Genomic DNA, 17,981 nt, shown 5'->3' on the forward strand with positions numbered 1-17,981 from the left:
GCGGGCAACGTAGGCTGGCGCCCGTGGCTGAACACTTTGACACAGTTGTCCTCGGCGCAGGTCCGGGAGGGTACGTCGCCGCGATCCGGTGCGCCCAGCTCGGGCAGAAAGTCGCCGTCATCGAAGAGAAGTACTGGGGCGGTGTGTGCCTCAACGTCGGGTGCATCCCGTCGAAGGCGTTGCTGCGCAACGCCGAGCTCGCCCACATCTTCCATTCACAGGCGAAGACCTTCGGCATCTCCGGTGAGGTGACCTTCGATTTCGGCGCGGCCTACGACCGCAGCCGCAAGGTCTCCGAGGGGATCGTCAAGGGCGTCCACTTCCTGATGAAGAAGAACAAGATCACCGAGATCGACGGCTACGGGGTGTTCACCGACGCCAAGACCATCGTCGTCGGCGACGACCGTGAGGTCACGTTCGACAACGTCATCATCGACACCGGCTCGTACGTGAAGCTGCTGCCCGGTGTGGAACTGTCCGACAACGTCGTGACCTACGAGTCGCAGATCCTCACCCGCGAGCTGCCGGAGTCGATCGCGATCGTCGGTGCCGGCGCCATCGGCATGGAGTTCGGGTACGTGCTCGCCAACTACGGCGTCGACGTCACCATCATCGAGTTCCTCGACCGCGTGCTGCCCAACGAGGACAAGGACTCCTCGAAGGAGCTGGCCAAGCAGTACAAGAAGCTCGGCGTGAAGATCCTGACCTCGACCAAGGTCAAGACCGTCGACGACCAGGGCTCGAAGGTCGTCGTCAGCTACACCGACGCCAAGGGCAACGACAGCGACCTCACGGTCGACAAGGTGATGATGTCGGTCGGGTTCGCGCCGCGGGTCGAGGGCTTCGGCCTCGACAAGACCGGTGTCGAGCTGACCGAGCGCGGTGCCATCGCGATCGACGAGTACATGCGCACCAACGTCGACGGCATCTACGCGATCGGTGACGTCACCGCCAAGCTGATGCTCGCGCACGTCGCCGAGGCGCAGGGCGTGGTCGCCGCCGAGACCATCTCCGGCGCCGAGACGATGCCGCTGGGCGATTACCGGATGATGCCGCGCGCGACGTTCTGTCAGCCGCAGGTCGCCTCGTTCGGTCTCACCGAGGAGCAGGCCAAGGACGAGGGCTACGACGTGAAGGTCACCACCTTCCCGTTCACCGCCAACGGCAAGGCGCAGGGACTCGGCGAGCCCGCGGGCTTCGTCAAGCTCATCACCGACACCACCCACGACGAGCTCATCGGTGGACACCTGGTGGGCGACAACGTGTCCGAGATGCTCCCCGAGCTGACCCTGGCCCAGAAGTGGGATCTCACCGCGCACGAACTCGCGCGCAACGTGCACACGCACCCCACCCTGTCGGAGGCCATGCAGGAGACGTTCCACGGCGCCGTCGGGCACATGATCAACCTGTAGATCGTCACCCTCGGTGGACGGTGAGCTGACCAGGGAGTGGGAACCGCCCTGGCCGCTCGACATCCGCCGCACCCTCGCGCTGCACCGTCGGGGAAGTGGCGACCCGTCGTTCCGCTTCGCGCCCGACGGCTCGGTCTGGAAGAGCAGCCACACCCCCGACGGTCCCGGCACGATGGCCATCACCCGACGCTCGGGTGTGGTGACCGGGCACGGCTGGGGCCCGGGGGCGGCGTGGCTGCTCGATCACCTGCCGTCGCTGCTCGGTGCGGAGGATGATCCGTCGGCGCTGATCGCTCGCGACGCGGTTGTCGCCGTCCTCCAGCGGCAGGCGGAGCACGCGGGCGTACGGCTGGGGCGCACCGACCGCGTGTGGGAGGCGCTGGTGCCGGCCATCCTCGAGCAGAAGGTGCTCGGGCGTGAGGCGTGGCGTGCCTGGCGATACCTGGTGCGGCGCTTCGGTGAACCGGCACCCGGCCCCGCCGACGGACCGTCGGCGGACATGAGAGTGCCACCCCCGCAGCGGGACTGGGCCGACATCCCCAGCTGGGAATGGCATCGCAGCGGGATCGAACCGGTGCGCATGCGCACCATCCGCGGCGCCACGGCCCTGGACGTCGAACGTCACCACACCAAGCTCACGCTGCTGCGCGGCGTGGGTCGGTGGACCGAATCGGAGGTGCGGTGCCGCGCGCTGGGCGATCCCGATGTGGTGCCCGTGGGCGACTACCACGTGTGCAAGACCGTGGGTCAGACCCTCATCGGGGAACCGGTCGACGACGCGGGGATGCTCGAACTGCTCGAACCCTATGCCGGACAGCGCTATCGCGTCGTGCGCCTCATCGAGCTGTACGGCACCCGCCCGGAACGGCGCGGCCCTCGCATGTCGGTGCGGGACTACCGGTCGTTCTGACGCGGCCGGTCGGGCTCACTCGAACCCGGAGGACACCGGCGGTTCCCGGACGTCGTCGCCCGCGCTGCGGAGCCGACGCAGCGAGAACGACTCCGTCGACGGGTCCCAGGCGCGGGTGATCGGGAGTCGGGCGGTGTTGAGCACGGCCTGGGCGACGACGATGACCGTGGTGAGGCGGGCCAGGCCGCGTTTGCCGTGCAGACGATAGGTGCGCGGGATGCACAGGGCGTACCGCAGGAAATCGCGCGGGCCCGACAGGAGCCGACGCCCCGACACCCCCGCCGCCATCCCGGGAACGAGGGCGACGACCCAGCCCGCGGCCTTCAGGTTCAGGCTCAGATCGAGGTCCTCGTAGACGTCGCGTCGGTAGGAGACAGCGTCTTTGACCGTGTCCCACGCAGCTGTCCGCAACGCGGTGTTCGCTCCGCTGACCTGGATTATCGAGACCGGCGCACCGTCTACCGACGCACGGGCGGCGCGGTCGTCGTGGTCACGGGCGCGTTTGCGGTACCAGCCCTGGTGTGGCAGGTCGTAGATCACCGCGGGGCCGGTACCCGCGCCGACCTCGGGGTGTCGTGCGAACATCGTCTCGATCGCATCGGCCCAGCCCGGCGACACGCGGGTGTCGGCGTCGATGCCCGCGATGACGTCCCCGGTCGCGGCGTTGAAGCCCGCGTATCGCGCGTGCGACAAACCCGGCACCGGTTCGGCCAGCAGCCGGATGGCCGGATGGTCGCGCGCCATCTCGGTCACGATCTGCGCGGTCGCGTCGGTGCTGTTGTTGTCGACCACGATGATCTCGCCGACCGCCGGCCCCTGATCGAGGACGCAGCCGATGCAGTGCGCGATCGTGCGCTCTTCGTCGAGGGCGGGTATCACCACGGATATCGCCATGACTCAGACGGTACGTCCGCGCGACGCAGGAACCCGGGAGGTCAGTGCGCCGCGCCCGCCGCGTCGAAGGCAAGGATCGCCGATTGGGTCTGGGCGATGGAACGCGGACGGCTGAGGTCGAGCCCGATGGCCTCGGACACCTTTGTCATGCGGTTGTCGACGGTGTTCGGGTGGATCGACAGACGTCGCGCCGTCTCGCGTCGGTTCAGTCCGCAGGACATGTGGATCCGCAACGTCTCGAGCAGCTGCGCGTTGTCCTCCAGCGGGCGGATCATCGCCGCGAGCCGGTCGCGGGCGGGCCCGGGGCGGGTGACCTGGTACTCGATGACGAGATCGGCGAGGCCGTACAAGCCCGGGGGCTTGCCGATCGCGCGGGCGAGTTCGAGCAGTTCGTCGGCCTCGGCCGCGAGGCGCGGGACCTCGGTGGGGCCACCGACGACCGACGTGCACGTCACGTCGGCGCCCATGGCCCCGCGCAGCGCCTCGACCGTGTCGGTGTCGACGGCGTCGTCGGGTCGGTACAGCGGGACGATCACCGTGCCGCCGCGCGCCCCGAGCAGGCACAGAGCCCGGTCACCGAGGACGTCGGCGACCACCGTGCGCAGACGTCGCCACGTGGGGGCATCGGCGTCGGCGACGAGGGCCAGCACCTGGTAGCGCTCGGCGGGCGCGACACCCAACTCCGCGGACTGGTGGACGTGCATCCGCCCGGCCAGCACCTCGGTGACGAACGATTCGCGCGGCGAGTCGGTGGGGGGCGTGAGTTCGTGGTCGGCCTCGGCGACGAACGCCCTGGTCACGATGGAGATCACGCGTCCGCGGATGTCGATGAGCAGCGACAGGGCACGAAGCGTCTGCGCGCGGTCGACGCCGTCGTCGGAGGCTGCGTCCGGGGAGGGGGCGCCGTCCGGCTCGGTCACGGCGCGCACGACGGTGTCGAAGGCGCTGCCGACGACCGACAGGATCGCCGACAGGTCGATGCCGTCACGCGTCCACATGGCGACCGCGGAGGCGATCGTCTGCGCGATGTCGTCGTCGGCGACCGCGGGCTCGAACTCCTCGGCATCGGCGACTGCGGCCATCGCCGCGGCCGCGATAGCGGACTCGAGGTGACCCGGGGTGTGGGCGGGAGCAGGCGTGCGACGCGAACCGACCAACGTCATCGCGGCGCAGGAGATGCGGACACCCAGGTGCTTGATGTCGGCGTCGATCCCGGTGGCACCGTTGCGGCCGCGCAACAGTTCTCGCACCGCGTAGCCGATCGCGGCCAGCGGACGTGCGTCGGGCCGCGCGAACGCGGTCGTCGTGGGTGTGTGTGCGTACATGTGGCTGCCCCTCCCGCATCAGTGCCCTCCCCGGCACGGGGACACGCTAACGCAGGACAGGTCGGCTCATGGCCGAATCGTCACATCGATTGTTGACACGTTCACATGTCAGATGGCTTGCGGGCGGTCACGAACTGGCCCTGGCCGGTGATCGTCTGCTCGATGTCGGTGAGGCCCGCCGCGGCGAGGCGGTCGGTGATCTCGTCGCGGTCGAAGATGCGGAACCCGGTCGCGCGGTTGAGCAGGCCGGTCCCGGGGACCGAGGTCAGACGCGTCCGCACGGTCGTGAACACGACGACCTCGCCGCCGGGCGCGACCACCCGCGCGAGCTCGTCGATCACGGCCATCGGGTCGGTGATCAGGTAGAGCGCGGCGAGGCAGGCGACGGTGTCGAAGGTGTTGTCGAAGAACGGCAGTGCGTGGGCGTCACCACGGACGTACGCCACCTGCGGACCGGTGTTGTCGAGTACGGCACGACCGAGCATCGGGGCCGAGAAGTCGAGCCCGACGGCGAGGCCCGCGCGGTCGAGGCCGGTGCCGAAACGCCGCGTGTAGTTGCCCGGGCCGCAGGCCACGTCGAGGATCATCCGGTCACCGGGACGGCTCAGCCGTGCGGTGAGCTGCTTGTCGAAGGCGGCGGTGGAGGTGCCGCCCAGGCTGAACAGACGCGTGAACACCGGTCGCCACGCGCGTTCGTACACCTCGGCGAACACCGGGTTCTGCATCATCCGCAGGCTCAGCGACTGGGCCGTCTCGGGTGGGGGCAGCACGTCGAGGTAGCCCGAGGACTCGTCGCGCACGGGCACCGTCAGCAGCGCGCGGACCCGGTCGGCGGCCGAACCGATCGGCCGAGGTGTCATCGGTCGCGCTCGATGCGCAGGGTCCCGATCGTGGTGGCCAACGAGTCGTACTGGTTGACCAGCATGACCAGGCCGATCTGCTGTTTCGGCGTGAGGTGTCCCCGCAGTGCGTCCCAGTTGCGGTCGGAGATGTCGCGGTCGCCCACCAGTTCGTCGACGGCGGTGAGGATCGCGCGTTCGCGTTCGCCGAAGCCCGCGTCGGGACCCTCCATGATCCGTTCGGCCAGCGCGCGGTCGATGCCGGCACGCTTGCCCATGCGCAGATGGTGGTCGAGTTCGTAGGCGCACTGCCTGAGGTGGGCGGTGCGGATGATGACCATCTCGGTCTCCTTGCGCGACAGCGGCCCGAACGGCATGAGGCGACCGGAGTAGTGGAGCCATCCCCGGAACAGTCCACCGGTGCGGCCGAGGGTGGAGAAGATGTGCATGTCGCTCACCCCCTGGGTGCGCGCCGCGGCGCGGCAGAACACCCAGTTGAACGGACCGAGTTGACGGAGATTGCCCGGGGCCACGCGAGGTTGGGTCACGCGTCCGAGGTTAGAGGGTCAGTCGATGAGATAGGGCGAGATGGTGCTGCGGTGCTCGTCGATCTGCAGGGTCGCGCCGAGTGCCGGGAAAGCGCGCTGTGCGCAGTTCACGCGTTCGCACACCCGACAGCCGGCGCCGATCGGTGTCACCTGGGCCTGCGGACCGATCTCGAGCCCGTCGGAGTACACGAGCCGACCCGCATGGCGCAGTTCGCATCCCAGTCCGATGGCGAAGGTCTTGCCGGGCTGGCCGTAGCGCGCGGCGCGTCGCTCCACCGTGCGGGCGACCCAGAGGTAGGTGCGGCCGTCGGGCATCTGGGCGATCTGCGTGAGGATCTTGCCGGGGGAGGCGAAGGTCTCGTAGACGTTCCACAGCGGGCACGTGCCTCCGCTGGAGGAGAAGTGGAAACCCGTCGCCGACTGCCGTTTGGACATGTTGCCCGCGCGGTCGACCCGCACGAACGAGAACGGGATGCCGCGCAGGTTCGGCCGCTGCAGCGTCGACAGCCGGTGACAGATCGTCTCGTAGGACACCTGGTAGAACGCCGACAGTCGCTCGATGTCGTAGCGGAAATCCTCTGCCGCGCCGTGGAACTGGGAGTAGGGGAGCACCGCGGCGGCCGCGAAGTAGTTGGCCAGCCCCAGTCGGGCGAGGCTGCGGGCCTCGTCGTTGGTGAAGTTGCCCTCGTCGGCCAGCTTGTCCAGCAGGTCGCCGTACTCGAGGTAGGCCAGTTCGGCGGCGAGCTTGAACGTGCGCTGGCCACCGGAGAGGTGGCGGGAGATCTCGAGCCGTCGGGTGCGGGGGTCGAGGCGGTGCATGAGGGTGTCGCCCATGTCGACCCGCCGGACGATCTCGACGCCGTGCACCGTCTCGAGGCGGTTGTGGATCTCGCGGCGGACGTCGCCGGAGTGCATGCGCATCCGGGTGGCCATGTCCTCGGCCGCGACATCGAGCTCGTGCAGGTAGTTGTGGCGTTGGTAGAAGTAGTCGCGCACCTCCTCGTGGGGTGCGGTGATCGACCCGCGCATGCTGCCGTCGACGCGGTCGTCGGTGGCGGCGGCGAGTTGATCGGTGGCGATCCGGTAGCGCCGGTGCAGGTTCACCATCGCGCGGGCGAGATCGGGATGCGATCGCACCATCTCCGCGACGTCGGCGGTGTCGGTGTCGGCATCGAGATCGGGGTCGCCGAGCACCTCACGCATCTCGGCGATCAGCCGCACGTTGTCCTGCGAGCTGAAGAACTCCGCGTCGACGCCGAACACCTCGGTGATGCGGGCCAGCACCGAGTCGGTCAGCGGGCGGACGTCGTGCTCGATCTGGTTCAGATACGACGGCGAGATCGACAGTGTCCCGGCGAGCGCCACCTGCGACAGTCCGCGTTGCGACCGCAGCGCGCGTAGTCGGGACCCCACGAAGGTCTTGCCCCCGCGGTCGGTGTCGCCGCTCCGGTCCGGATCGCGGCCCGCAGTGGATGTGATCATGGTCACCACCTTCCTCTCGTCGCGGCGACGACCGCCGACGGCGGCGTGCGCAGCCCGCCGTGTCGATCGGACCGGTCGTGCGACAAAAACGCAGTACGGGCGTACTTTTTGCCCCGGGCGCCCGGCGGACTTCGCAGATCCATCTTCGCAGAGTTTGCAAATCTGTCACCTGTTGTGGCTCAGATTGGCACATCCAAGGTGTGGACCAGCACGTTTGGTGTGTGGCACCCTCGGTGCAGGCGGCGCCCTCGGGCGGCTCACCGGTTGCGAATCCGATCGGCGCAGAGCTGCACGAATCGCCGGGTACTCACACAGTCCCGGTGCCCCCGAACGGCGCACGGCGCCACCGGACAAGACCAAGTAGACGAAGTCGATGAAAGTGAAGTGGGCATGAGCAACACCGGAAAGCCGAGGACCACCGCGGAGATCCAGCAGGATTGGGACACCAATCCCCGCTGGAAGGGCATCACCCGCGAGTACACCGCCGAGCAGGTTTCCGAGCTCCAGGGCTCGGTCGTCGAGCAGAACACCCTCGCCAAGCGTGGCGCCGAGATCCTCTGGGACGGCGTGAACGGCGTCAACGGCGACGAGTACATCAACGCGCTCGGTGCACTCACCGGCAACATGGCCGTGCAGCAGGTGCGCGCCGGCCTCAAGGCCATCTACCTCTCGGGTTGGCAGGTCGCCGGTGACGCGAACCTGTCGGGCCACACCTACCCCGACCAGTCGCTCTACCCGGCCAACTCGGTGCCGTCGGTGGTCCGCCGCATCAACAACGCGATGCTGCGCGCCGACGAGATCGCCAAGGTCGAGGGCGACAACGCCGTCGACAACTGGGTCGTCCCGATCGTCGCCGACGGTGAGGCCGGCTTCGGTGGCGCGCTCAACGTCTACGAGCTGCAGAAGGCCATGATCGCCGCGGGTGCCGCCGGTACCCACTGGGAGGATCAGCTCGCCTCGGAGAAGAAATGCGGCCACCTCGGTGGCAAGGTGCTCATCCCCACCCAGCAGCACATCCGCACGCTGACCTCGGCGCGCCTCGCGGCCGACGTCTCCGACACCCCGACCGTCGTCATCGCGCGCACCGACGCCGAGGCTGCCACCCTCATCACCTCCGATGTGGACGACCGTGACAAGCCGTTCCTCGACGGCAGCCGCACGGCCGAGGGCTTCTACGGCGTGAAGAAGGGCATCGAGCCCTGCATCGCCCGTGCGAAGGCCTACGCCCCGTACTCCGACCTCATCTGGATGGAGACCGGCAAGCCCGACCTGGAGCTCGCGAAGAAGTTCGCCGAGGCCGTCAAGGCCGACTTCCCCGACCAGCTGCTGGCCTACAACTGCAGCCCGTCGTTCAACTGGAAGCAGCACCTCGACGACGAGACCATCGCCAAGTTCCAGAACGAGCTCGGCGCCATGGGCTTCAAGTTCCAGTTCATCACCCTGGCCGGCTTCCACGCCCTCAACTACTCGATGTTCGATCTGGCCCACGGCTACGCCCGCAACCAGATGACCGCCTACGTCGAGCTGCAGGAGCGCGAGTTCGCCGCCGAGGAGCGCGGTTACACCGCCACCAAGCACCAGCGTGAGGTCGGTGCCGGTTACTTCGACCGCATCGCCACCACCGTCGACCCCAACACGTCGACCGCTGCGCTGAAGGGCTCCACCGAAGAGGGCCAGTTCCACTGAGCTGACCCGCCACTCCGGAACTCTTCACGACCAGTCAGGCGGCCCGCAGCGTCAGCTGCGGGCCGTCTGTCTATCTGGTGAACAGTTCGCTCGTCCCCGATCAGAGTTACCCCCTTCTCGCCAATTCTCATGTTGCGCAGACATACGCAGCGCGATTCACCTCAAGCAAGGAGCGCGATCGTGGCTACCGAGGTGATCTCGCGGATCGGTGTCATCGGTTCGGGTCAGATGGGGGCCGGTATCGCCGAGGTGTGTGCCCGCGCCGGCACCGACGTCCTCGTGCACGACACCACCCGCGACCGTGTCGCCGACGGGCGCACCCGCATCCTCGAATCGCTCGACCGCGGCGTGAGCAGCGGTGCGCTGACCGAACGCGAGCGCGAACAGGCCTGCGGTCGGCTGCGATTCACCACCGATCTCGACGGGTTCGCCGATCGTCAGATGGTGTGCGAGGCCGTCGTGGAGGACGAGTCGGTGAAGTCGGCGCTGTTCACCGCGCTCGACGCGATCGTCACCGACCCCGACGCCGTGCTCGCCTCGACGACCTCGTCGATCCCCATCACACGACTGGGCGCGGCGACCACCGACGGCCACCGTGTGATCGGCCTCCACTTCTTCCACCCCGTGCCGGTGCTGCCGCTGGTGGAGCTCGTCACCACCTCGAGCACGGCTGACGTGATCGCCGCGCGAGCCGAGCTGTTCGCCTCGGATGTGTTGGGCAAGCAGGTCATCCGTTCCGAGGACCGCTCCGGCTTCGTGGTCAACGCGCTGCTCGTCCCGTACCTCCTCTCGGCGATCCGCATGGTGGAGAACGGGCTCGTGACGGCCGAGGACGTGGACCGGGCGATGATGCTCGGCTGCGCGCACCCGATGGGCCCGATCAAACTGGCCGACCTCGTGGGCCTCGACACCGTGAAGGCCATCGCCGACACCCTCTTCGCCGAGTACGCCGAACCGCTCTACGCGCCGCCACCGCTGCTGCTGAGCATGGTCGACGCCGGCCGCCTCGGCCAGAAGTCCGGACGCGGCTTCTACCGCTACCCCGCGACTGCACAGGCGTAGCAGTGCGTCCCGCTGAGCGGGACGAACTGCTACCGATGCCCTGTTTGCAGCCGACTCACAGGGGGCGTCCAGGCTCGACGACGGTGTCGCGGCCAGGGTGGACGACATGATGATGCGACGGATGGTCGACATCCTGCGCTCGGCGCCGGTGTCGGTGACCTGGCTGGCGTTGCTGCTGGTGACCACGGTGCTGCAGCGGACCGCCGCCCCGGAGCGGGTCGCGGCGTGGCTGGCCGCGTCGTCGACCGACATCTCCCACCTGGTGTCCGATCCGGTCGCGGTGCTCCTCTCGAGCCTGGCGTGGCTCGACGGCGCCTACTGGCTGCCCTACGCCGTGATGTTCGCGGTCGTCGTGATCCCGATGGAACGCCGACTGGGCGTCCGACGTTGGGCCGCACTGGGTCTCGCCGGACACATCGTCGGCACCGGCGTGAGTCAGGGCGCGCTGTGGGTGGCGATCGCGGTCGGCGCGACGTCGTCGTCGCAGATGTCGATGCGCGACATCGGGGTCAGCTACGCGATCTTCGCGTTCGTCGGCGGCGCGGCGCAGTTCGTCGAACCGCAGTGGCGACGGGCGTTCGCGACGACCGTCGTGGCGCTGGCGGGGCTCACCCTCGTCGTCGACCCCTCGGTGACGACGCTCGGGCACCTCGTGGCGATCACCACCGGGCTGCTGCTCGGTCCGGTGATCGTCGGTCCGCAGGTGGTCGGTCCGGGTGGTGCGGGCGCTCAGGTCTGCGCGAGCCGCTTCCTCTCGTGCTCGACGTCGAAATCGGGGGCGGGCCACTCGAGGTCGAGGCGCCCGAGGGCCTCGATCATCAGCTCCGTGACAGCAAGGCGCGCATACCATTTCCGGTCGGCGGGCACGATGTGCCAGGGCGCGGTGTCGGCGTCGGTCTCGTCGAACACCACCTGATACGCCTCCTGGTACGCCGGCCAGTACTGGCGTTCGTCGATGTCGCCGGGGTTGTACTTCCAGTACTTGTCGGGCCGGTCGAGGCGCTCGGCCAGCCGCTCGCGCTGGGCGTCGGTCGAGATGTGCAGCATCACCTTGACGACGGTGGTGCCGGCCGCGACGAGGTCGGCCTCGAAGTCGTTGATGATCGCGTAGCGGGTGGACCACTCGGATTCCGGGACGAGATCGTGCACACGGACGGCCAGCACATCCTCGTAGTGTGAGCGGTCGAACACGCCGATCTGGCCCGCCGCAGGCAGTTTGGCGCGGATCCGCCAGAGGAAGTCGTGGGCGAGTTCCTCATCGGTGGGCTTGCCGAACGACGCGTGCGACACCCCCTGCGGGTCGACCATGCCCATGACGTGTTTGACGATGCCGCCCTTGCCCGCGGTGTCCATCCCCTGCAGCACCAACAGGACCGATCGCGGGTCGCCGCTGCGTCCGTGCGCGTAGAGCCGCTCCTGCAGCCCGGCGAGAAGCGCGCCACGGGCTTTCAGCGCCGCCTTGCCCGCGGATTTGCCGCCGTCGAACCCCGGCGTCGAGCGCTGGTCGATGCCGCTCAGCGGTCCCTGCGCGCGGGCGCGCAGGAGGGTGGGTGCCGAGGCGATGGCGGGATCGCCCGAGCCGGACTCGTCAGAAGGGGACACGGGGTCAACCTACCGGCCCGAACAGCCCGCCACCGCCGAATGCCGCACGGTGCGAGTCGGGTACGACGCCGTCGTCGTTGGCCAGCCCGTACTCGCGGCCGAGCTCGGCGGTCACCAACGTCGCACCGCTGCGCGCGGACAGGTCGGGGTCGCGGGCGAGGGCGTCGACGACACGGCCGACGAACGTGGGGTCCTCGGCGCGCTCGAGAGAGAACCCGGCGAAGTCGTTGACACCCAACGACATCAGCAGCTCGGTGCGGACCAGTCCCGGCCACAGGCTCACCGCGCTGACGCCGGTCCCGGTCAACTCGTGCGCCATGTCGGAGGTCATCTTGTCCAGCCCCGTCTTGCTCATCCCGTAGAGCACCGAGTGCAGGTGCCCGCGCGACCCGAACGACGAGATGCTCGCGATGAGACCCGAACCGGCGTCGACCATGCGCCGCGCCGCGTGCACCGAGGCGACATAGTGCGCGCGGAGTCCGACCCCGATCAAGGTGTCCCAGTCGGAGATCGGGCGTTCGAAGAACTTCTCGGAGAAGCCGCCGAAGCCACGCGGTGCCGCCCACACGTTGTTGACCAGCAGGTCCAGACGCCCGTGGTCACCGTCGATGCGCTCGAACAGTTCTGCCACCGCATCGTCGTCGGTGTGGTCGCAGCTGATCGCCTGTGCCGTCCCGCCGGCTGCGGTGATCTCGGCGGCCACACGACCGAGCCGGTCGTCGGGTCCGACACCGCCGCGGGCGGTGAGACACACCGTCCACCCCGCCTCGCCGAGAGCGCGCGCGACACCACGACCCACGCCGCGGCTCGCGCCGGTCACCAGCGCGACCGGCGGGGTCAACGGTCGACGTCGTCGGGGAGCTGCGCGAACGGTGGCGCGCTCACCCCGCGCACCACGTGCCCGCCGAAGGCGTCCTCCGCCGACAGCGTCCCCTCGCCGGCGCCGTGCGGCGTGCTGATGCGTACCTCGGTGCCCTCGGCGACCGGCGGATCGGCAGGATCCGACACCACCGCCAGTCCGCGGATCCGTCCCTGCCACTGGTAGCGACCGGCGATGGGATCGAAGTGGCCGATCAGTTGGACGTTCGCCTCCACCGGGCGCCGTCCGCCCACGGTGATCGTCGCCGGACCGGTGTAGCCACCCGCGTCGTCATCGTGGCCGTCTGCGGGTTCGTGATCGCTCATGGCGTCACTGTAGGGAGTCAGGTCGCGGTCGTCGACGGTGCGACGCCGAACTCCGGCAGCGGGTGCTCCCGCGAGTTGAACACCGCCGCCGAGCCGCCGACCTCGGCGATGCCGACGAACGACGTCCACACCAGCATCGTGAGGTGGTCGATGAGCTGTTCCTGGCTCAGGGTGCGCTCGACCATCCACCAGTGGGTGGCGAGCTGCACGCCGCCGACGAGTGCGTACGCCCACGTCTCGAAGCCGGCGGTGTCGAGACCTCGGTGGCTGAGCCGCTCGTTCATCGCGAACGCGACGACCTGCGCGATCAGCTTCTCCGAATCGGCGAGAACCGTGGGGCTGGAGAACTTCGAGCTGGTCACGAAGGTGTAGATCTGGGTCTCGTCGGCGATGGTCTGCACGTAGATGGAGATCACCGCGCGCGTCATCGTGAACTCGTCGACGTCGTCGATCAGCGCCTCGGTGAGCCGCGGCAGCAGGGTCACCTCGATGAACCGCACCATCGCGGCGGTGTTCAGATCGTTCTTGTCGGTGAAGTAGCGGTAGAGGACGGTCTTCGAGACGCCGATGTGCGAGGCGATCTCGTCCATGCCGATGTCGGCGCCGAGGGCGCGCACCGCGGTGAGGGTGCCGTCGACGAGTTCCGCGCGCCGCTCCTCCTTGTGCTGTTGCCACCGCTGCTTGCGGCCGTCGGGCTTGCCGTCGGGGATGTCGTCGGCGGCGCCCCGCAGCGCGGCCTCGAGCCCTTTCGTCGCGTTCGCGGCGGCCACGACGGCGGCACGGGCCGCCGCGGCGGTGGTCTGGCGAGCGGGCATGCGCCCACAGTATCCCCGCCGGTGGGCGCCGGATCACCGCAGCTCGTCCGGCGCGGGCACGAGAGTCGGATTCGGGTAAGACTGGTCAGGTGAATTCGATGTCGACGGCGCAGCGCACCGACCCCGCGCCCGCCCCCAGCGCCGCCCCCACCGGTCTGTCCGGCTTCGACGCCGCCGACGCCGAACGCCGGCGAGCCCTGCGGAAGATGAAGGTGGTCGCGACCGGGCTGCTGGTCTTCGCCGCCGGTGTGTACCTGCTGACCCGCTGGATCGAGAGCCGCGACGGCGCCGACGCCGCCGGCTGGGTCGCCTACGTGCGCGCGGCCTCGGAGGCGGGCATGGTGGGCGCGCTCGCCGACTGGTTCGCCGTCACCGCACTGTTCCGCCAGCCACTGGGCCTGCCCATCCCACACACCGCCCTGATCCGCCGGAAGAAGGACCAGATCGGCGACCAGCTCGGCGGATTCGTCGAGCAGAACTTCATGACGCCCTCGGTGATCGAGGGACAGGTCGGCAAACTCGAACTCCCGCAGCGGGTCTCGCGATGGCTGGCCGATCCGCGCAACTCCGATCGCATCAGCGAGGAGGCGTCGCGCGCCATCGGACTGGCGGGGGAGATGCTGCGCGACGAGGACGTCGAGCAGTTCATCGTCGCGGGGATGCGGTGGATGGCCGAACCGCAGTGGGGACCGCCCGCCGGTCGCGTGCTCGAGCAGCTGATCGAGGAGAACAGGCTCGCGCCGATCATCGCGATGCTGTGCGACCGCGCGCACGACTGGGCGCTCGACAGTCAGGGCCTCATCGATCGGGTGATCGACAAGGACGGCCCCGCCTGGGCGCCGAAGTTCCTCAACGCCGTTGTCGGTGAACGGATCCACCGCGAACTCGTCGACTTCACCAACAAGGTCCGCTCCGATCCCGACCACGAGGTGCGGCGGGCGATGAACCAGTTCCTGGAGAACTTCGCCCAGGATCTGCAGCACGACAAGGCCACCATCGAGCGGCTCGAGGAGATCAAGGCCGAGTTCATCGGTCGCGACGAGGTGGCCGGTGCGGCGTCGTCGGCGTGGAAGGCCGCGAAAGCCGTTCTCGAACAGGCGCTCGACGATCCCGACAGCACATTGCGCGCGACGCTCGCCGACGCGGTCATCAAGGTCGCCACGCGCGTCAGCAACGACGAGGCGTTGCAGGCCAAGATGAACTTCTGGACCGTGCGGGTCGCACGCCACGTCGCGGCCAACTACGCGACCGAGATCGTCTCGGTGATCACCGAGACCGTGCGCGGGTGGGACGCCGAGGACACCAGCCGCAAGATCGAGCTCCAGGTGGGTCGCGATCTGCAGTTCATCCGCATCAACGGCACCGTCGTCGGCTCGCTCGCCGGCCTCGCGATCTACTCGATCTCGGTGCTGCTCTTCGGCTGACGCCCCCGGCACACCCTCTCTCCGTGTGGTATCGGCCACTATCGGGGCCAAAAATTAGCTGAGTGCTTGCATTTGTTAGCACTCGGTGCGAATACTGGTGCACGGAGACTCAAGGAGGTACCGATGAACTCTGAATCGGTCGATCCACCGGAGAACACAACGCCTCTCGTGGATGCCGAGGACGCAGCGACTCGAGCAGTCGAGAACGTTGTGAACGCCGCACAGGACATCGGTGCGTTCATCAGGTCTCAGCGGGTTGCCGCGGAAGTCTCGGTTCGGCAGTTGGCCGAACGGGCCGGAGTCAGCAATCCGTATCTGAGCCAGATCGAACGAGGACTGCGCAAACCGTCGGCAGATGTGTTGGCGCAGATCGCGAAAGGTCTGCGTGTGTCGGCGGAAGTGCTGTACGTCCGCGCAGGCATTCTCGAAGAACGTGCGGCCAGCCCGGTACGCGACGCGCTGCTGGCCGACTCACAGATCAGCGAGCGACAGAAACAGATGTTGCTCGAGATCTACGAGTCGTTCCGCAAGGAGAACGGCGTCCCAGCCGCTCCGTAGTCCCAGTCGCGTCGGTTCACCATCGCATCACCCATGAAGGAGACACCAATGAGCAAGAACGACAAGCTTTTCTCGACCCCGATCTACGCCGCGGTCGGCGTGGGCGACCTTGCCCTCCAGCAGGTGAACGAGGTCCTCACCCAGCTCCGTGAGCGCACCGAGGCCGCCACCGAGACCGCCCAGGCGCGCATCGAGGAGACCCGCGAGCGCCTCACCGAGACCCGCGACCGCATCAACGCACTCCCCGAGGAGGTGCCTGCCGGTATCGACGACCTGCGCACCCGTTTCACCCCCGAAGAGCTCCGCAAGGTCGCCGAGGCCTACATCGAGGTCGCGACCGGCATCTACAACTCGCTCGCCGAGCGCGGCGAGGAGACCGTCGAGCGTCTGCGCACCCAGCCCGAGTTCCAGGAGAACGTCTCGAAGGCCGAGAAGGTCTACAACGACGCCGTCGACCTGACCGAGGACGCCCTGGGCACCATCTCCTCGCAGACCCGGGCCGTGGGTGAGCGCGCCGCGAAGCTCGCCAACCTCGCCTCGGGCAAGGCCGCCGGTGCCGCCGGCACCGTCGAGGCCAAGGCGCGCGGCCGCAAGGACTCGCCCGCCAAGGTCCTCGAGGAGCTGAAGGAGCCGGCCGCGAAGCCCGCCGCCAAGAAGGCCCCGGCCAAGAAGGCCCCCGCGAAGAAGGCCCCGGCCAAGAAGGCCCCCGCGAAGAAGGCCCCGGCCAAGAAGGCCGCCTCGAAGTAAGGCCCTTCACCGCCAGACCCGGACGCCCCCGACGGACCACGGTTCGTCGGGGGCGTCCGTGCGTTCGCGGGCCGCGACCGGTGTCGGTGATGCCCGGATAGGATCGGGGCCATGAGCATCCTCGCCTACGGACAGAGCCTCATCGTCCTGATCCTCACGATCGTCGGTGGAGCCGCCGCGATCGTCGCACTCGTCCACGCCGCGATCCAGCGTCCCGACGCCTTCCCGGCCGTCGATCGGCAGTCGAAGGTGATCTGGGTCGGCATCCTGGTGCTCGCGAGCCTGTTCATCTGGTTCTTTGGGCTGCTGGGCCTGTTCGGCATCATCGGCATCGTTGCGGTGCTGGTCTACCTCGTCGACGTCCGCCCCCGCGTCGACGCGATCCAGAACAAGCGCTGGTTCCGCAAGGTCTGATCTCCGCCGGCGCCCGTTGGTGCCATCGCGTGGCGTGACAATATTCGTTGTCTCAATACCTTGACAACGGTAGGTGTCATATCGCATCGTTGATTGACAAGGACTTTGTCGTCAACCGAGGGCAGAACCGCCTTCGACAGGAGCCCACGATGACCATCGCAGCCGAGCCCCTCACCCGATTCGATCGCGTGCAGGACCGCCAGGACACCGCGCGGAGACTGCTGGCCTCGTCGGCACGGAAGTCCTACGACCCGCTGATCGAGGTCGACTGGGATGCCCCGATCGACCACGAGAGCTTCTACGGCATGACCCCCGAGTGGTGCAGCCTCTATGGCACCGAGATGTGGGATCAGATGACCGAGGCCCAGCGCATCACGCTCACCGAGCACGAGGCCGCGAGCATCAGCGCGACCGGCATCTGGTTCGAGATCATCCTCATGCAGATGCTCATCCGCGACGCCTACAAGCAGGATCCGGCGTCGCCGCACTTCCAGTTCGCGCTCACCGAGATCGCCGACGAGTGCCGGCACTCGACGATGTTCGCCAAGGCCGCCGAGCACTTCGGCATCCCGAACTACGAGCGCCCGAAGTGGATCAACTTCCTGTCGCGCCCGTTCAAGGCGCTGGCGTCGGGATCGCTGGCCTTCGGTGGCACCCTGGCCGCCGAGGAGATCCTCGACATGATGCAGCGGGACTTCATGAAGGACCCGCGCGTGCAGCCGGTCACCCGCACCGTCAGCAAGATCCACGTGCTCGAAGAGGCCCGCCACATCCGCTTCGCCCGCGAGGAGACGGTGCGCATCGCGGCCGACATGAGCCCGATCCGCCGCCACCTGACGCGCCTCATGCTCGCGATCACCGTCTACATGGTGGTGTTCTGCCTCGTGAACCCGAAGGTCTACGAGGCTGCCGGCCTCGACAAGAAGGCCGCGAAGAAGGCCGCCCGCACCAACACCTACTACAACGACCGCAAGCGCAACGGATGCGCCAAGACGGTGTCGTTCCTCGACGAGTGCGGTCTCATCGGCGGACCCGGGAAGTACCTGCTGCGCCGCGGCGCGATCATCTAGCACGACCG

Annotated in this window: 18 protein-coding genes and 1 pseudogene; 10 read left to right on the forward strand and 9 right to left on the reverse strand. The window is 68.3% G+C overall.

The genetic code is table 11. The annotated features are described in order from the left end of the window. The first annotated feature begins 23 nt into the window (after positions 1-23). Both lpdA and OG579_RS16615 read left to right on the forward strand, forming a co-directional pair. Entirely contained in the window at positions 24-1,412 is a 1,389-nt protein-coding gene (gene lpdA / locus OG579_RS16610) for a dihydrolipoyl dehydrogenase (RefSeq protein ID WP_328856831.1), read from the forward strand. Between the two features lie 13 nt (positions 1,413-1,425). Then, a complete protein-coding gene (locus tag OG579_RS16615; RefSeq protein WP_328856832.1) occupies positions 1,426-2,322 on the forward strand; it encodes a DNA-3-methyladenine glycosylase family protein in 897 nt (298 codons plus the stop codon). A gap of 15 nt (positions 2,323-2,337) precedes the next feature. On the opposite strand, the gene OG579_RS16620 is transcribed toward OG579_RS16615, so the two are convergent. The 5 genes from OG579_RS16620 to ramB all read right to left on the reverse strand — a co-directional run bounded on the left by OG579_RS16620 (position 2,338) and on the right by ramB (position 7,410). Beyond that, entirely contained in the window at positions 2,338-3,216 is an 879-nt protein-coding gene (locus OG579_RS16620) for a glycosyltransferase family 2 protein (protein WP_328856833.1), read from the reverse strand. A gap of 41 nt (positions 3,217-3,257) precedes the next feature. After that, on the reverse strand, positions 3,258-4,541 hold the full coding sequence (locus tag OG579_RS16625) for a PucR family transcriptional regulator (protein WP_328856834.1): 1,284 nt from the start codon (positions 4,539-4,541) through the stop codon (positions 3,258-3,260). Between the two features lie 101 nt (positions 4,542-4,642). Then, a complete protein-coding gene (locus OG579_RS16630) occupies positions 4,643-5,401 on the reverse strand; it encodes a class I SAM-dependent methyltransferase (protein WP_082079857.1) in 759 nt (252 codons plus the stop codon). Next, a complete protein-coding gene (locus OG579_RS16635; protein ID WP_055786069.1) occupies positions 5,398-5,928 on the reverse strand; it encodes a carboxymuconolactone decarboxylase family protein in 531 nt (176 codons plus the stop codon). Before OG579_RS16635 ends, OG579_RS16630 begins: the two co-directional genes overlap by 4 nt. Before the next feature lie 18 nt (positions 5,929-5,946). Then, the gene (gene ramB, locus OG579_RS16640; protein WP_045821826.1) at positions 5,947-7,410 is read right to left on the reverse strand and encodes an acetate metabolism transcriptional regulator RamB; all 1,464 of its coding nucleotides are present in this window, start codon (positions 7,408-7,410) and stop codon (positions 5,947-5,949) included. Between the two features lie 390 nt (positions 7,411-7,800). Here ramB and aceA point away from each other — a divergent pair, with 390 nt between their 5' ends. The 3 genes and pseudogenes from aceA to OG579_RS16655 all read left to right on the forward strand — a co-directional run. Next, positions 7,801-9,096, forward strand: coding sequence for an isocitrate lyase (gene aceA / locus OG579_RS16645; RefSeq protein WP_045821725.1), 1,296 nt, complete (start codon positions 7,801-7,803; stop codon positions 9,094-9,096). A gap of 180 nt (positions 9,097-9,276) precedes the next feature. Next, complete coding sequence (locus tag OG579_RS16650; RefSeq protein WP_328856835.1) at positions 9,277-10,158, forward strand: 3-hydroxybutyryl-CoA dehydrogenase; 882 nt, start codon at positions 9,277-9,279, stop codon at positions 10,156-10,158. 121 nt (positions 10,159-10,279) lie between these two features. Further along, positions 10,280-10,846, forward strand: a pseudogene (locus OG579_RS16655) (rhomboid-like protein); the annotation flags it as partial. Between the two features lie 41 nt (positions 10,847-10,887). Here the strand turns inward: OG579_RS16655 and OG579_RS16660 are convergent. From OG579_RS16660 to OG579_RS16675, 4 genes are read right to left on the reverse strand one after another with little or no spacing between them, the layout of a single operon-like run. Beyond that, entirely contained in the window at positions 10,888-11,760 is an 873-nt protein-coding gene (locus tag OG579_RS16660) for a polyphosphate kinase 2 family protein (protein WP_408068692.1), read from the reverse strand. Between the two features lie 4 nt (positions 11,761-11,764). Then, positions 11,765-12,601, reverse strand: coding sequence for an SDR family NAD(P)-dependent oxidoreductase (locus tag OG579_RS16665; RefSeq protein WP_328856836.1), 837 nt, complete (start codon positions 12,599-12,601; stop codon positions 11,765-11,767). Beyond that, positions 12,598-12,945 carry a DUF4873 domain-containing protein gene (locus tag OG579_RS16670; protein ID WP_328856837.1) on the reverse strand — a complete coding sequence of 116 codons (348 nt, stop codon included), beginning with the start codon at positions 12,943-12,945 and terminating at the stop codon, positions 12,598-12,600. The genes OG579_RS16665 and OG579_RS16670 overlap by 4 nt, the downstream gene beginning before the upstream one ends. Before the next feature lie 17 nt (positions 12,946-12,962). After that, positions 12,963-13,760, reverse strand: coding sequence for a TetR/AcrR family transcriptional regulator (locus OG579_RS16675; protein ID WP_328856838.1), 798 nt, complete (start codon positions 13,758-13,760; stop codon positions 12,963-12,965). Positions 13,761-13,858: 98 nt separating this feature from the next. Here OG579_RS16675 and OG579_RS16680 point away from each other — a divergent pair, with 98 nt between their 5' ends. The 5 genes from OG579_RS16680 (at position 13,859) to OG579_RS16700 (ending at position 17,973) form a co-directional block, all read left to right on the forward strand. After that, positions 13,859-15,184, forward strand: a complete 1,326-nt coding sequence (locus tag OG579_RS16680) for a DUF445 domain-containing protein (protein WP_408068693.1) — start codon at positions 13,859-13,861, stop codon at positions 15,182-15,184. Positions 15,185-15,307: 123 nt separating this feature from the next. Beyond that, positions 15,308-15,742 carry a helix-turn-helix domain-containing protein gene (locus OG579_RS16685; RefSeq protein WP_045821728.1) on the forward strand — a complete coding sequence of 145 codons (435 nt, stop codon included), beginning with the start codon at positions 15,308-15,310 and terminating at the stop codon, positions 15,740-15,742. Between the two features lie 48 nt (positions 15,743-15,790). Beyond that, positions 15,791-16,489 carry a heparin-binding hemagglutinin gene (locus OG579_RS16690; protein ID WP_328856839.1) on the forward strand — a complete coding sequence of 233 codons (699 nt, stop codon included), beginning with the start codon at positions 15,791-15,793 and terminating at the stop codon, positions 16,487-16,489. Positions 16,490-16,600: 111 nt separating this feature from the next. Next, complete coding sequence (locus OG579_RS16695; protein WP_045821730.1) at positions 16,601-16,903, forward strand: DUF2516 family protein; 303 nt, start codon at positions 16,601-16,603, stop codon at positions 16,901-16,903. Between the two features lie 149 nt (positions 16,904-17,052). After that, entirely contained in the window at positions 17,053-17,973 is a 921-nt protein-coding gene (locus OG579_RS16700; RefSeq protein ID WP_045821731.1) for an AurF N-oxygenase family protein, read from the forward strand. Positions 17,974-17,981: the final 8 nt, after the last annotated feature.

Origin of the sequence: Williamsia herbipolensis, assembly GCF_036153515.1 — a bacterium.
Classification (GTDB): domain Bacteria; phylum Actinomycetota; class Actinomycetes; order Mycobacteriales; family Mycobacteriaceae; genus Williamsia_A; species Williamsia_A herbipolensis.

Coding starts and splice junctions, on each gene's coding strand:
- OG579_RS16620 (WP_328856833.1), bottom strand. CDS start 3,216: ATGGCGATATCCGTGGTGATACCCGCCCTCGACGAAGAGCGCACGATC.
- OG579_RS16625 (WP_328856834.1), bottom strand. CDS start 4,541: ATGTACGCACACACACCCACGACGACCGCGTTCGCGCGGCCCGACGCA.
- OG579_RS16630 (WP_082079857.1), bottom strand. CDS start 5,401: ATGACACCTCGGCCGATCGGTTCGGCCGCCGACCGGGTCCGCGCGCTG.
- ramB (WP_045821826.1), bottom strand. CDS start 7,410: ATGATCACATCCACTGCGGGCCGCGATCCGGACCGGAGCGGCGACACC.
- aceA (WP_045821725.1), top strand. CDS start 7,801: ATGAGCAACACCGGAAAGCCGAGGACCACCGCGGAGATCCAGCAGGAT.
- OG579_RS16670 (WP_328856837.1), bottom strand. CDS start 12,945: ATGAGCGATCACGAACCCGCAGACGGCCACGATGACGACGCGGGTGGC.
- OG579_RS16675 (WP_328856838.1), bottom strand. CDS start 13,760: ATGCCCGCTCGCCAGACCACCGCCGCGGCGGCCCGTGCCGCCGTCGTG.
- OG579_RS16680 (WP_408068693.1), top strand. CDS start 13,859: ATGTCGACGGCGCAGCGCACCGACCCCGCGCCCGCCCCCAGCGCCGCC.
- OG579_RS16685 (WP_045821728.1), top strand. CDS start 15,308: ATGAACTCTGAATCGGTCGATCCACCGGAGAACACAACGCCTCTCGTG.
- OG579_RS16690 (WP_328856839.1), top strand. CDS start 15,791: ATGAGCAAGAACGACAAGCTTTTCTCGACCCCGATCTACGCCGCGGTC.
- OG579_RS16695 (WP_045821730.1), top strand. CDS start 16,601: ATGAGCATCCTCGCCTACGGACAGAGCCTCATCGTCCTGATCCTCACG.
- OG579_RS16700 (WP_045821731.1), top strand. CDS start 17,053: ATGACCATCGCAGCCGAGCCCCTCACCCGATTCGATCGCGTGCAGGAC.